Annotated in this window: 11 protein-coding genes; 8 read left to right on the plus strand and 3 right to left on the minus strand. The window is 67.3% G+C overall.

The genetic code is table 11. The annotated features are described in order from the left end of the window. Positions 1 to 126: 126 nt before the first annotated feature. From PV762_RS04645 to PV762_RS04655, 3 genes are all read right to left on the minus strand, one after another. Positions 127 to 3,204 carry a two-component regulator propeller domain-containing protein gene (locus PV762_RS04645; RefSeq protein WP_421033852.1) on the minus strand — a complete coding sequence of 1,026 codons (3,078 nt, stop codon included), beginning with the start codon at positions 3,202 to 3,204 and terminating at the stop codon, positions 127 to 129. After that, positions 3,201 to 4,226, minus strand: a complete 1,026-nt coding sequence (gene truD / locus PV762_RS04650) for a tRNA pseudouridine(13) synthase TruD (RefSeq protein WP_421033853.1) — start codon at positions 4,224 to 4,226, stop codon at positions 3,201 to 3,203. Before truD ends, PV762_RS04645 begins: the two co-directional genes overlap by 4 nt. A gap of 136 nt (positions 4,227 to 4,362) precedes the next feature. Further along, on the minus strand, positions 4,363 to 4,557 hold the full coding sequence (locus tag PV762_RS04655) for a hypothetical protein (RefSeq protein ID WP_421033854.1): 195 nt from the start codon (positions 4,555 to 4,557) through the stop codon (positions 4,363 to 4,365). A 16-nt stretch (positions 4,558 to 4,573) separates the two neighbouring features. On the opposite strand from PV762_RS04655, the gene PV762_RS04660 reads away from it, so the two are divergent. The 8 genes from PV762_RS04660 to PV762_RS04695 all read left to right on the plus strand — a co-directional run bounded on the left by PV762_RS04660 (position 4,574) and on the right by PV762_RS04695 (position 13,385). Beyond that, a complete protein-coding gene (locus tag PV762_RS04660) occupies positions 4,574 to 4,861 on the plus strand; it encodes a hypothetical protein (RefSeq protein ID WP_421033855.1) in 288 nt (95 codons plus the stop codon). A gap of 34 nt (positions 4,862 to 4,895) precedes the next feature. Beyond that, entirely contained in the window at positions 4,896 to 5,099 is a 204-nt protein-coding gene (locus PV762_RS04665) for a hypothetical protein (RefSeq protein WP_421033856.1), read from the plus strand. Between the two features lie 209 nt (positions 5,100 to 5,308). Continuing rightward, the gene (locus tag PV762_RS04670; protein WP_421033857.1) at positions 5,309 to 5,557 is read left to right on the plus strand and encodes a hypothetical protein; all 249 of its coding nucleotides are present in this window, start codon (positions 5,309 to 5,311) and stop codon (positions 5,555 to 5,557) included. A 491-nt stretch (positions 5,558 to 6,048) separates the two neighbouring features. Continuing rightward, positions 6,049 to 7,617 (plus strand): methyl-accepting chemotaxis protein, encoded by a 1,569-nt coding sequence (locus PV762_RS04675; protein WP_421033858.1) that lies wholly within the window; start codon positions 6,049 to 6,051, stop codon positions 7,615 to 7,617. 20 nt (positions 7,618 to 7,637) lie between these two features. Further along, positions 7,638 to 8,606, plus strand: a complete 969-nt coding sequence (locus PV762_RS04680; protein WP_421033859.1) for a diguanylate cyclase — start codon at positions 7,638 to 7,640, stop codon at positions 8,604 to 8,606. Further along, complete coding sequence (locus PV762_RS04685) at positions 8,603 to 11,767, plus strand: CHASE domain-containing protein (protein ID WP_421033860.1); 3,165 nt, start codon at positions 8,603 to 8,605, stop codon at positions 11,765 to 11,767. The genes PV762_RS04680 and PV762_RS04685 overlap by 4 nt, the downstream gene beginning before the upstream one ends. A gap of 90 nt (positions 11,768 to 11,857) precedes the next feature. Next, positions 11,858 to 12,397 (plus strand): hypothetical protein, encoded by a 540-nt coding sequence (locus PV762_RS04690; protein WP_421033861.1) that lies wholly within the window; start codon positions 11,858 to 11,860, stop codon positions 12,395 to 12,397. Next, the gene (locus PV762_RS04695; RefSeq protein ID WP_421033862.1) at positions 12,348 to 13,385 is read left to right on the plus strand and encodes a putative bifunctional diguanylate cyclase/phosphodiesterase; all 1,038 of its coding nucleotides are present in this window, start codon (positions 12,348 to 12,350) and stop codon (positions 13,383 to 13,385) included. Before PV762_RS04690 ends, PV762_RS04695 begins: the two co-directional genes overlap by 50 nt. The last annotated feature ends 9 nt before the right edge of the window (positions 13,386 to 13,394 follow it).

The raw sequence follows: 13,394 nt of genomic DNA on the forward strand, positions 1-13,394 counted from the left end.
TGAATCAACGCGATGGGTCGCTTCTGCAATCCCTAGCTCGAAGCCGTGTTTCCAGCCTGAAACAGTCACTGTAAGGAAGCTCGAAAGTCCGCCGCGGACGACCTGTATCGGCGTCCGCTGCGAGCCTTACACAAAGGCGTCCGGCACGCACACCGTCACGCAGGTGGACTGCGCCGCCGCGCTGGTGATCGTCACTTGCAGCCCCGCCTGCGCCGCTCGCGCCTGCATGCCAGGCAAGCCCCAGTGCCCCGCGCGCGCACCGGCGGCGAGGACGTCCGCCGGGATGCCCACGCCGTCGTCCTCGACCCGCACCAGCAGATCCTTCGGCTGGTAGTCGACCGTCACCTTCACGCGTGTGCCCTTCGAATGCTGGAACGCGTTGAACAGCGCCTCCCGCACCACGAGCCCCAGCTGATCCCGCATCTCCCGCTCCAACGCGCGCGTCGACCCTTCGACGAGCAGCTCGAACGCCAATCCATGGTGCCTCGACAGATCCTGACCGAGCGTCGCCAGCATCTCCTCCAGCGGACCGGCCAGCGGCGGTCGGTGCAGGTCCGAGATCCGGTCGCGTCCTTCCACCAGCAGGCGGTCGGCGACTTCCATCAGCTGATTGAGTTCCTCGCCCGTCCGCGCGGGCTCCTGCCGCGGCGCCGCGCGGGCCACGGCCTGCATGCGCAGGACCAGTCCGAGGAAGCCCTGCAGCAGCGTGTCGTGCAGATCCTGGGCGACTCGCACACGCTCCTCCAAACGGGCGCGCAGACGTTGCTGCTCGATGCGCGCGGTCGCGTGCGTCCGCCAACGCACGAGCAGCCCGACAGCGATCAGCACCGCCAGCGCGACGCCGGCGCGGACGTCCGCCCGCTCCGTGAGCGTCGGTTGGATCTCGATGTCCGCGACGGCCGGGGTCGTGCCCCAGACGCCGTCTTCATTGCTCGCCACCACCTCGAAGCGATAGTGCCCGGGCCCCAGGTTGGTATAGAACGCGCTGCGTCGCGCCTCCGCCTCGTGCCAGGTCTTGTCCAGACCGACGAGCCGGTAGCGGAAGCGGATGCGCTCCGGGATGGCGAGGTTCGTGGCCGTGTAGGACAGGGTCAGGTCACGCGTCCCCGGTGGCAGCAGCAGCCGCTGCCCGACATCGATGAAGGACTGCTCCGGCGTGGCGACGCGCTGCAGGAAGACCTCCGGCGGGCGCTCGTTGCGACGGATCCCGGCGGGATCCAGCGTCACCACCCCGTTCGTCGACGAGAACCACAGCCGGCCATCCGGCGTCTCCATCGCGGTACGCAACGGCCACGCCTGCTCGGCGAACGCAGGCAACCCGTCCAGCGTGTCGTAACGCGTGACGGCGGCGCGATAGGTCGCATCGCTCAGCGCTCGCTGGACTTCAGCCGCGGTGATGTGGGAAATGCCCGTCAGGCCGTTGAGCCACAGATCACCGCCGGCGGTCTCGACGATGCCGGTGATGCCTTGCAGCGCCGCGCCGTCCCGAGCCTGGAGCAGCGGCATGCCGGGCAGGTCCAGACGCTGGATGCCGGTGTCGCCACCCGCCCAGACGTGAGTGCCACGGGTGGTGATCGACTTGGCGGCGCCGATGCGCAGCCCGTCTTCGGCGGTGAACATCCGCAGCTCGTCCCCTCGCACCCGGAGCAGGCGGCCGCGCAGGTAGCCGATCCACAGGGTCCCGTCCGCTTCGCTGCCCAGGCTCACCGGTGGCTCTTTCGGCACGCCGGCGCGCTGGTGGAAGCGTTCCCAGGTGCCGTGGTCGTAGCGGAAGAAACCCACGCCGTTGGAGACCAGCCACACCACACCCTTGGGGTCGACGTGCAGGTTGATGATGGAGAAATCCCAGCTCTTCAGGCCGGGCGGCAGCAGGAGCGACAGCTTGCCGTCCTTCCATTCCCGCAGACCGCTCCGATAGCCCAGCCAGCGCTCACCCTGCGCGCCCATGGTGATGTAGGTGGGGGCACCCGGCACGCCGGTGTCCACGCGCTCCAGCCCGGAGCCGTAGCGGAAGAGCGCCTGCTCATGCGCCGAGAACCACGCTCGCCCGGACGAGTCGACCGCCATGGAGACCGCAGCCGGGGCCTCGGGGAAGGGCACCTGCGACAGGCGCGTGTTGCGGAAGCGGTCCAGCCCGGCGTTGGTGCCCACCCAGACGTTGCCTTCGCGGTCCTGGAACAGGCGCAGCATGTAGTAGCCGGAGACGCCGCCGGACGAAGGCGCGACGCGTTCGAGCGCGGTGGGCTGGAGGGCGCCCGACACGGGCGGCTTGACGCGCGCCAGGCCGTTGGTGGCGCCGTACCAGAGATGGCCCTGTCGATCGAAGAACGGCTGCGTGAGTCTGCCGGGCACTCGCTGCCAATCCTCGAGCGAGCCCCACGCGCCGTCGGGCCCGGGGACCTCGGGAAGCCGCAGGACGCCTCGTTCCTGCGCCGCGTCGGAGATCCAGACGCGTCCGTCCGGCGCGAGGGCGAGTCCGGGGAAGCCCAGGTTTGGAATCGGGACCTGCATGAAGCGGTCGCTGCGGCGAGGCTTCACGTAGAGCCCCCGACTCGCGGACACCCACACGTTGCCTGCGCGGTCCGCCAGCATTTCCATCGGATGGTTGGCGGCGGGGTCCGGCATGCCGGCGCTCCCGATCTCCCATTTACCCTGCGCAAACCGGAACACCTCGCTGCCGTCAACGGCCCAGAGCGTGCCGTCCTGATCGAGGCCGAAACGGCGCAGCGTCGCCCCCGTCAGCAGGCCTTCGCGATCGACGCGGAGCACGCGTCCGTCCTTGATCTGCGCCGCGCCGCCTTCCACGAACCCGATCCAGAGCGAGTTGTCCGGCATGGCCTGCAGCGCGTGCACGCCGCGCGACGGCAGCGTCTGGCCGGAGAGCGATTCGAAGGTCTCGAAGCGCACGCCGTCGAATCGCACGAGTCCGCTGCCGGTGCCCAGCCAGAGATAGCCGTCAGTCGTCTGGGCGATGTCGAGGACGTTGCCGGCCAGTCCGTCCTTGGCGGTCCACGCCGTGTGATGGAGATGGGCCAGCGGCTGCGGGGGCAGGGCGGTCGGAGCGACCGGCGTCGCCGAGGCGGAGACATCCGGGGCGGTGATCTTCGAAGACTGGCGGTCTGCGGCGTCCGATGAATCAGGAGAGGCGAGGGCGCCGAGCAGCAGGGCAACGAGGAACGCGAGCCGGAGTGCGGACACCGTCATTCGACAGCCGCGGGCTCGTTCTCCGTGTCCGTGTCCGTGTGCCGGTCGGGCTCCGTGGTCCGGAGGATCTCGTTCAGGACGGACGTGGCGTAATTCCCAGCGGGCAAGGAGAACGTGATCACCAGTTGATCGGCTTGCGGCCATTCCCAGCTCATGTCCGACGGGCTCGCGACCAGGGAGCGGCGCTCCTGATCCAGACCGGCGTGTTCCATGCCGTCGCACAAGGTGGCGTGAGGTTGCGCCACGCCGTTCTCCAGCGCCTGCGCTTCATCGGTGGTGCTCACGCGGCCGCGTCCCCAGAGCGGTCCGGTGGGCAGTCCCGCCTCGTCCATCACGTCGCCGGGCAGGGTCTTGCCCCACAGCCCCTGACGGATGCGCAGCGCCAGCACTTCATTGAAGACGAAGGAGCGCACCGCCGACAGGTAGATGCCTTTCTTCTTCGGGTTGCGCACGCGGATCTCGCGCGCCAGCATGGCGCGGCCCTGCTCGACGTTGCCGCCGTCGTGGCCGAAACGCTGAGCGCCGAAGTAGTTGGGCACGCCGTGCGCGGCGACGGACTTGAGATTGGTCTCGATGGCGTCGCGGTCGCCGGTCACGTCACGCAGCACGATGCGGAACCGGTTGCCTTTCAGATCGCCGGGGCGCAGCTTCTTCACGTGGCGGGTCTGGCTCAGCACCTTGAATTCCGGGTGCTGGAGCAGGGTCAGGTCTGGCGTCTCGCCCTTGGGCAGGTAGATGCTGAACCACTGACGGGTGATGGCGTAGCGGTCCTTGAGGCCGGCATAACCGACATCCCGTTCCTGCACGCCGGTGGCATCGGACAGCTGCAGGGCGATGAAGGCGGTGTTGGCGCCGTTTTTCTCGATGTCCAGCCAGAGGTGCTCGCCCTCACCGGAGGGGAGCTGCAGCGGGAGTTCGGTGACGATGAAGTCCTCGTTGTGGAGCTTCAGCGTGGCGCTGGCGCCGCTGGCCGGGTAAGCGTTGGGCCACAGCGGCAAGGTCGTGTAGTGAGCGTCGGTCATGAGCAGTCTGACGGCACCCGGTGTAGATAGCGACAGGCTGTCTAGCCGACCGGGGCGGTCCAGGGAGGGATTCTCCCGCACCTGCACGTCCCGCCGGGCGCTACGTCACTTCTCGTCCGCGGCGATCAGCGCGGCTTCAGATCCCATCGGGCAGGCTGGTGTCGACGAAGTCGTCGGGCATGCAGTAGTCCGCTGCGAAGCGGGAAGAAACCGCCCACACGAAGAGGTCCTTGCGGTAGGAGGTCTTTCCAGGTGTAGGTCCGTCGTAGGTGCCCTTGGGACAGCGTGCGGCCTCGGCGCCATCTGCGGCGAAGGCCGGCATGGCGGCCATGCCGAGGATCAACGCGATGACCAGCAAGCAACGTGACGCGATCGACTTCATCGGCGTGAGCCTACCTGAAGGATGGCAGGCCGACCTTGGGTTCATGATCAGCCTGCAGCACGGCTGGAGCATGACCGAGCCGCAGATCTTCGGACCGCGGCTCGGCTCCGAAGCAATCTGCCTGCGCGCGGATCTGACGACGGGCTCAGCGCTGGCCAATCTGCGCGCACTGCTGGTAAGCAGCGCATCCATGCTGTCGATGCTCGCCGACAACAGCGCCGAATGCCTTCGCTCAGAGCTACAGCCACCTTGACCCGATCACGCAGAGCCAGAAGAGCCGAGCCGAAGTGCTGGCCGATCTGCAGATCTTTCGAGAGTCCGGCCTGGCCGCGGTCGACCGCACCGAAGACACCAGCCTTGAAATCAATCAGCGCGCCACGGCGCAAGCGCGCTACGCCGCGTTGAAGTCCTCGCCCCGTTATGCGGCGCTGGTGCAGAAGTTCGAGGCCAGACAAGCCGGCGCGGTGAACGAAGGCGTCGCCGCCCGCTGATCGATCTCAGCCGCTCCTCCGGCGCTCCCTCGACACGCCGGCTGGCCAGTGCCCAGCCGGCGTTTTTCATCGATGAGCGGCATCCGCTCGTCCGGCGCATCTGCATTTCACGCCGAAGCGCTGCTGCTTCGTCGCGAGGGGCTGGAGGAGCGCAGGTCCGATGACGACACTGACTCCATCGACACAGCAAACGCCCTCAGGAGAACGACATGACCGCCAGCCGCTTCCAACTCGCTTCCGCCACGTCCATGACCGTCAAGGCCGTCGCCATCGGCGCCGTGGCCACGGTGATGCTCGGTCTGGGTCTGGTGCACGCCGAGGCCAAGCGCGAGATGCGCGCGTCCATCGTGACGCTGGATCCGGTCGTCATCTCCGTGAAGCGCGAGCAGCTGCCGACGGTCTACATCACCGGTCGCCGCGACACCTCGGCCGACAGCCAGATCGCCTCCGCGCTGTGAGCATCGAGGGTTCCGTGGTGCCGATGGCGGGATCCGTCGGCTGACGCCGTATCCATCGCCTTCCAACAAAACGCCCGGCTTGCGCCGGGCGTTTTGCATGGAGGGTCTCGCAACTTGCGCGAAGACTTCCGCTTCGGCTGGGAGCGGACATCGGCTTCGCAGCGACAGCGGAAGCGGATATCAGGGACCCTCGCCGTGCCGCTCAATCCGTCTACGCTTTCTGACGCGTTCCTGAAGACACGGCAATTGCCGAGCGATTCTCTGGGGCTTCCTCCAGTCAGTTCAGCGTCAGACATGACGTTCGAAGCGCGGTTTCCGGACATCAGCGCCGGAGGAGGCCTGTCACGCCGTTAATTCCCGCACGTCAGCACCTCCGCAGATTGCCGCACGAAGAAATAGTAAAAGCGTCATTCGATTGTTTTTTTATCATTTACGCGAAGTTTCATCCGGAGCCAATGACGAATCGGCTCTGTTCATTGGAAGAGCAATCCATGAATCGCGTCACCATCAAGTTCCGCCTGATCGCAGGCTTCGGTCTGCTGGCAGCGACCGTCCTCGCCGTCGGGGCCATGGCGGTCTCCTCGCTCGACCGCGCGCAGGGGCGGCTCAGCGGCTATGTCCACGGGATCACCCGACGTGCCGCCGTCGCCAACGAATTCCGTACCGCGGTGGATCGGCGGGCGATTGCAGTTCGCAACATGGCGCTCGCGTCGAGTCCCACCCGCCTGGCGGAGTTCGCAAGGGATGCCAGGACGGCGCACGCCCGCGCGCAGGAGAGGCTATCCGAACTGGAGCGGCTGGCAGCGCCGGGATCCGATGCGTCCGAGAAGGCGCGGCAATTGATCGGGGAGATGCGACGGGTCGAGTCGGCTTACAGCCCTGTGGCACAAGGCATCCTTGCCAGCCTTGAGGCGGGCCGTCATGAGGAGGGACTGGCTGCGCTTCAAGAACAGTGCCAGCCGCTGCTCGCCACGCTCGAGACGGTCGTGACCGACTATCAGCAGTACACCCGCCAGCGCAGCGACGAGATCGTCGCCGCCGCCATCGCGGACAACACGACACAGCGATCCGTGCTCGCCGCAGCCGGTGCGTCGGCGCTGCTCCTGGCCGTCATTGCCGCGTACCTGGTCTCGCGTTCCATCATCGCGCCCATCCATCGCGCGGTGCGTCTGGCGGAATCGGTGGCGGACGGCGATCTCTCGGTCCATCTGGCCGTCGACGGAAAGGACGAGCTTGCCCAGCTCCTGCGTGCGCTGACACGGATGAACGGCAGTCTGGGCGAGATCGTCCGCACGGTGCGGGGAGGAAGCGACTCGATCGCGGCCGGCAGCGGTCAGATTGCCATGGGCAACGCCGACCTCAGCTCGCGCACCGAGCGGCAGGCCAGCGCCCTCCAGGAAACCGCGGCCACCATGCGTGAACTGGGTCGCATGGTGCAGAGCAACGCCGAACATGCCGACATGGCGAGACAGCTTGCGGCCGACGCGGCCGCCGCCGTGGAGGGCGGCGATGGCGCGGTCCGCCAGGTCGCACTGTCGATGGGCGCCATCCGCATCTGTTCGGAACGGATCATGGCCATCACCGGCGTCATCGACGGCATCGCTTTCCAGACGAATCTTCTGGCGCTCAATGCAGCCGTCGAGGCCGCCCGGGCAGGTGAGCATGGGCGAGGATTCGCCGTCGTCGCAGCGGAGGTCCGAGGACTTGCCGGACGCTGCTCGCAAGCAGCGAAGGAAATTTCCTCGCTCATCGGCGAAAGTGCCGAGCAGGTCCGCGACGGCTCCCGTCGTGTCGATGCGGCGGGCATCGCGATGCAGGGCGTCGTCAGCGCGATCGGGAAGGTGTCGGCGCTCGTCGGGGAGATCGCGGACGACAGCCGGCGCCAGAGCGTGGGCGTGTCCCAGGTGGGCGCCGCGGTGGACAGCATCGACGACGTGACGCAGCAGAACGTCGCGCTGGTCGAGGAAAGCGCGGCGGCCTCCGAGAGCTTGAGCGTGCAGGCCCGCGCGCTCAACGAGGTCGTGGCGAAATTCCAGCTGCCTGGCCGGGCCGCCGCGTGACCGCCGCACGGGAGTTCGCCATGCCGTCCATCCTGATCGTCGACGACAACATCCACCTGATCGCCTTGATGGGCAGGATGCTGGAGCCGCTTGCAGACGTATCCTTCGCGACTCACGGGCCGGCGGCTTTGCGCGCGATGAAATCGCGCGCGCCCGACCTCGTCCTGCTGGACGAGCAGATGCCCGGCATGTCCGGAAACCAGGTTTGCCAGACGATGCAGGAAGATCCTGAACTGGCCGCCATCCCCGTCGTCTTCGTGACGGGTCACGACGACGCGGACGCCGAGGTGCGCGCCCTGACCTCCGGGGCCGTGGACTTCATCGCCAAGCCCATCAACGAAGCCGTGCTGGTCGCCCGCGTGCGCACGCAGCTCAGGATCAAGAGCCTCTCCGATCAGCTGCTTCGCTCCGCCACGCTGGACGGATTGACCGGGCTGACGAATCGCGGGGACTTCGATCGCCGGTTGTCCATGGAATGGGCTCGTGCGGCCCGAAGCGGCGGCACCCTGTCTCTGGTCATCCTCGATGTGGACCACTTCAAGCGCTTCAACGACCACTACGGCCATCCTGCCGGTGACCGTTGCCTGCAGGCGGTCGCGAACGTGATCGGCACGCAGGCGCGTCGCGCCGCCGATGTCGCCGCGCGTTTCGGCGGCGAGGAGTTCACCCTGCTGCTGCCGGATACGAGTCTGACCGGCGCCCAGGAAGCCGCGGAGCGGGTGCGGCGGGAGATCGAATCCATGAACGTCGCCCACGCCGCATCGCCGACGGCGTCCTGCGTGACCGTCAGCATGGGCGTCGCCGCCTGCCAGCCGCTGCCCTGTGCCGTGGTATCGGACGGCGCATCGAGGTTGGTCGAACTCGCAGACCAGGCCCTCTATGCCGCCAAATCGCTGGGACGCAATCGCGTCTGCCTGTCGGAAGGCGATCCTGCCATGACCACGCCGCGCCCGTCCGGACACGGCGCGACTGTCCTCGCATCCTCATGAGGCAGCACGCCATCCGGCTGCCGGTCGCGCCTGCGCGGTCCGTGACCCTGGGCGTTCTGCTGGTCGTGGTCGTCGCCTTGTGCAGTGGGCTGTTCGGCTATCTGGTCCAGGCCGCGCACAACCGACGGGACGCCGAGGAGCGCTTCGCCCTGATCTCCAAACGGGTCGCGCGGCAGATCGTCGATCGGATGCATCGCTACGAATACGGCCTGCGCGGCGCCAGGGGCGTGGCCGTCGCCGCGGATGGGAGATTGACGCGGGCAGGTTTCTCGCGCTATGCCGCCTCCCGCCAGATCGATCGGGAGTTCGCCGGCGCACGAGGCTTCGGCATCGTCCTCCGGGTTCCGGAGAGCGATGAGAACGACTTTGTCGCGGCACGAAGACAGGTCGATGCCCCGGACTTCAGCATCAAGTCCCTGGGCGAGCATCGCGGTGACCGTTTCGTCATCACCTTCGTGGAGCCGGCCGACCGCAATCGCGAGGCCCTGGGGCTGGACATCGGTTCGGAGCCGTCGCGCCGGGAGGCCGCCATGGCCGCGGCCAGAAGCCTGGAAGCGACCCTGACCGCGCCATTGACCCTGGTGCAGGCCAATCGGAGCCGATCCGGCGGGTTGCTGCTGCTTCTGCCGATCCATCGGCCAGGCCCGTCGGAGGACCGGCCCGACCAACCGGCGCAACAACTGGTCGGGTGGTCCTACGCCCCGCTGCTGATCGAGGACGTGTTGCAAGGCCTTGACACCGGGGAAGCCCTCTACGAGCTGGCCCTGTACGACCTCGACTACGACGCCACGCGGCCCTTCTTTTCAGGACCGAACGCTCCGGCAAGCGCGGGCGGCGAGATCCGCGCGCGCGTCGGCATCCCGCTTTACGGCAGGCGCTGGGAGGCGGTGCTGTCGCCGACCCCCGCCTTCTTCGCTTCGCTGCACCAGGCCTCGGCCGCGTCCCTGGGCCTGCTGGCGATGACCCTGGGCGCCGCGGTCGCGGCACTGATCGCCACCCTCGTTCAGCTCGGCGATCGAACCCGGGGACATCGGCTGGAGCTGGCCCGGCGGGCGGCCATCGTCGAAGGCAGTGCGGATGCCATCGTCGTCCAGACGCTCGACGGCGTCATCACGGACTGGAACGAAGGCGCGGAGCGGCTCTTCGGCTATTCGAAGGTCGAAGCCAAGGGACGCGCCGCGACGCCGCTGCTGCTGCCGCCCGACCTGGAGGCAGAAGATGCCGCCATCCGGCACACCGTCGCGCGAGGGGAGCGCGTCCTGACATTCGAAACCGTCCGACTGGCTCGCGACCGTACGCCGATTCCCGTCTCCATCACCGCCTCGCCGATCCGGGACGCGTCCGGCGTTGTCGTGGGCTCGGCCAAGATCCTGCGCGACGTCAGGGACGCGAAGGCGGTGCAGCAGCGCATGAAAGAGCTCAACGCCTCGCTGGAGGAGCAGGTGCGGGAGCGGACGGCACTGCTGGCCGAGGCCACGCGCGAGGCGCGAGAGGCCAATGAGGCCAAGAGCAGGTTCCTCGCCAACATCAGCCATGAGATCCGCACTCCGATGAACGCCGTGATCGGCATGACCCACCTGCTGGGGCGGACACCTCTGGACGACGAACAGTCGAGGATGGTGACCATCGTCAGCACAGCGGGTCGGACGCTGTTGGCGTTGATCAACGATGTCCTCGATCTTTCCAAGATCGAGGCACGGCACATGGTGCTTGAGGCTGCGCCGTTCGGACTTCAGGAACTTGTTGCGGAAGTGGCGTCCATGGCCGAGGTCTCCGCGCGGCAAGGCGGCATCGACTTCGTGCTCGACAGCGATGTGCCGGCGGAACTGGCGGTGGCGGGCGACCGGACACGATTCGGACAGATCGTGCTCAACCTGCTCACGAATGCGATCAAGTTCACCGCGCAGGGCCGGGTCACCCTGACGGTGCGCGCAGGGGACGCCGATGAAGCGGGTCTTCTGCCGATCACCGTCGCGGTCATCGACACCGGGATCGGCATTCCGCCGGACGTGCAGACCCAGCTGTTCCGCCCCTTTGTCCAGGCCGACACGTCGACCACCCGCCGCTTCGGGGGAACCGGCCTGGGCCTGTCCATCGTGCGGCAGCTCGTGGATCTGATGGGCGGAACCATCTCCCTGCGAAGCCGCCCCGGGGAAGGCAGCGCGTTCGAGGTGGCGGTGAAACTTGCCGCCTGCGAAGCGGCGCCCGCGGATCCGGCCCCCCTGCGGACCGGCCTGTCGCGACGGGACGCGCTGAAGGGTCGACATGTCCTGGTCGTGGATGACAACGAATTGAATCGGGAGATCGCCGGGCGCATCCTGCGTGAGGAAGGTGTGACCGTTTCGCTGGCGGCCAACGGGAAGGACGCCGTCGACTTCGTCGAGGCGAGAGGGCGCACCATCGATGCGGTCCTGATGGACGTGCAGATGCCTGTGATGGACGGCCTGGAAGCCGCGCGCCGGATCCTGCAGCTCAACGGCGGCGAACGACATCTTCCGATCATCGGCTTGACGGCGGGGGTTTCCGAGGAAGAGCGGGCCGCCGCCAGGGCTGCGGGGATGAGCGCCGTGGTGGGCAAACCTTTCGACCCGGAAGTCCTCGCGTGGACCGTCGCCGCGCAGGTGTCCGTGGGCGCGTCCTCGACGTCGAACGGCGGCCAGGGCTCGTCGCGACGGCGGGAGCTGATGACGGCGGCCGAGCCCTCGGACGACTGGCCGGATATCGCGATGCTGGATCGCCGAATCTCGTTCCGCAACCTGAGAGGCGACGCGATGCTGCTGCGCCGGATGGTGCTGCAGTTGCGGCGGACGCTTGCCGCCGCCGCAACCTTGCGGGATGCGCAGCCCGTTGACCGGGCGTCCTGGCGTTCGCTTTCGGCCGGGCTGCATGACTTCAAGTCCCTCGCCGGCACGCTCGGCGGCACCGGCCTGAGCACGGCGGCAGCGAACGCCGAGCGTCTCATTCGAGAGGAGAACTGGGAGAAGGCCGGCGCAGCGCTGAACGAGCTCGTTGATCAGGGTCAGTCTTTCGAAGACTCGGCGCGGCGGATCCTGCCCGACAAGGCTTGGCAGGAAACGCCACGGGAAGACACGTCGGAGACGGGAACGCCTTTGGGTGACTCCGGGGATCTCGCCCTGCTGATGGCTCATCTGGCGATGTAGGGCATCGGATGACAGCGGCTTCGGTGGAACACCTTGCCATCCATCGCTCATGTCGAAGCGCCCGAACCCTCCCCGAAAGAGCGGCAGTGGGTGTATCTGCTGATCACGACGATGGGCGCGGCGATCCTCCTGATCGCGACGACCTTGCACTACGGCCTGGCCGATCTGAGAGCTGTCGCGAAGGCAGGTGCGGATACGCTGATCCAGTCGACACGGACCACGGACGACGGACCGGCAGAGATCGCGTATCGCGGCCTGAATCAGGTGTCTGGTGCGACGAGCCTGAGGGTGTGCAAGGGCAGCGATTGCGCGCAGGAGTTCCGCACGCGTGATTCGCGCTGGGCTCTCGACGCGTTCAGCCCGGCCGCCTGCGGCGCCACCGAATCGCGGGATGCCGCCGCACCCGTCACTGTCTCTGTCTGCATGGGCGGGGCAGCACTCGTCGAAGACCTCCTCCGCGACATTCTGGTCCTGCTGATCGCGCAAGGCGTCGGGCTGAAGGTGTGGGGTGTGTCCAACCGTCGTCATGACGCGCGCATCCGTCGATGGCAGCAGCAGCTTGCCAAGTCTGCCTCCACGGATGAAGGTCTTCAACGGCTCCGAGACCACCGCGTGTACCGGGGGCGATGAGTTCGGGCTGTTGTTGCCCGCCACGCTCAACGAACCGCTCACGGAGTCGCTGACGGCGCTGCGCGCCGCGATGGGCGTGCCCATCATGGTGGACGGTCTCAGGCTCTCGCCTTCAGTGAGCGTGGGAGCGGCGCTGCTGGACCACGCCAATGGTCCGTCGGAGGCGCTCAGGATGGCGCACGTGGCCCTGCAGGCCGCCAAACGGTCCCGCGCAGGCGGCCTGGCAGTCTTCGACACCTCGCAGGACAGGGAAGCCTGTCGACTGCATAGACTCAAACGGGATCTGGTCGAGGCGCTGGAGAAGGACGAGCTGTTCGTGCTGTATCAGCCGATCTTGGACGCTGACGGCCGCCCGGTGGCGGCGGAAGCCCTGGCGCGCTGGACCCAACCGACGCAAGGTGCGATACCGCCGGATGTCTTCATTCCGCTGGCGGAGTCCGGCGGCTGCATTCATCAGCTGGGGCTTCAGGTGATGCGTCGCGTCTGCAGGGATCTGGCGGCCATGAGAGCGGACGGCCTGTCGATCCAGCGCATTGCCGTCAATCTGTCGGCCCATCAGTTGGCCGAGCCGGATCTGGTGTCGTCGCTGCGCGCGATCGTCGAACAATCAGGACTCCAACCTGGCGACATCGAGGTCGAACTGACTGAATCGGCGGCAATGAGCGAAGACGGGCGCTCACAGCGGCCGCTGATGGAATTGCACGCAGAAGGCTTCCCGCTCGCGATCGATGATTTCGGAGATAGTCCTTGCGGTGCCGTACTCCTCGACACCATGCTGACCCTGGCTGGCCGACTGAATCTCATGTCGGTCTGCGAGGGCGTCGAGACGGCGGCGCAATTCGAGCAATTGAGATCTCGAGGATGCAATCTTTATCAGGGATACCTGTTCGGCAAGCCCATGCCGGTGGGGTCTTTGCGTGAGCTTCTCAGCGTGTTTCCCAAGTCATCGCGGGAGCCGACGGTGGACCTTTGCGAAAGCAACTGCTAGGGACACTCT

Origin of the sequence: Mitsuaria sp. CC2 (assembly GCF_048957715.1) — a bacterium.
GTDB lineage: Bacteria > Pseudomonadota > Gammaproteobacteria > Burkholderiales > Burkholderiaceae_C > Roseateles.

Bases quoted from the DNA above. Each gene is read 5' to 3' on its own strand.
- PV762_RS04645 (WP_421033852.1), bottom strand. From the start codon at position 3,204: ATGACGGTGTCCGCACTCCGGCTCGCGTTCCTCGTTGCCCTGCTGCTC.
- truD (WP_421033853.1), bottom strand. From the start codon at position 4,226: ATGACCGACGCTCACTACACGACCTTGCCGCTGTGGCCCAACGCTTAC.
- PV762_RS04655 (WP_421033854.1), bottom strand. From the start codon at position 4,557: ATGGCCGCCATGCCGGCCTTCGCCGCAGATGGCGCCGAGGCCGCACGC.
- PV762_RS04660 (WP_421033855.1), top strand. From the start codon at position 4,574: ATGACCAGCAAGCAACGTGACGCGATCGACTTCATCGGCGTGAGCCTA.
- PV762_RS04670 (WP_421033857.1), top strand. From the start codon at position 5,309: ATGACCGCCAGCCGCTTCCAACTCGCTTCCGCCACGTCCATGACCGTC.
- PV762_RS04675 (WP_421033858.1), top strand. From the start codon at position 6,049: ATGAATCGCGTCACCATCAAGTTCCGCCTGATCGCAGGCTTCGGTCTG.
- PV762_RS04680 (WP_421033859.1), top strand. From the start codon at position 7,638: ATGCCGTCCATCCTGATCGTCGACGACAACATCCACCTGATCGCCTTG.
- PV762_RS04685 (WP_421033860.1), top strand. From the start codon at position 8,603: ATGAGGCAGCACGCCATCCGGCTGCCGGTCGCGCCTGCGCGGTCCGTG.
- PV762_RS04695 (WP_421033862.1), top strand. From the start codon at position 12,348: ATGAAGGTCTTCAACGGCTCCGAGACCACCGCGTGTACCGGGGGCGAT.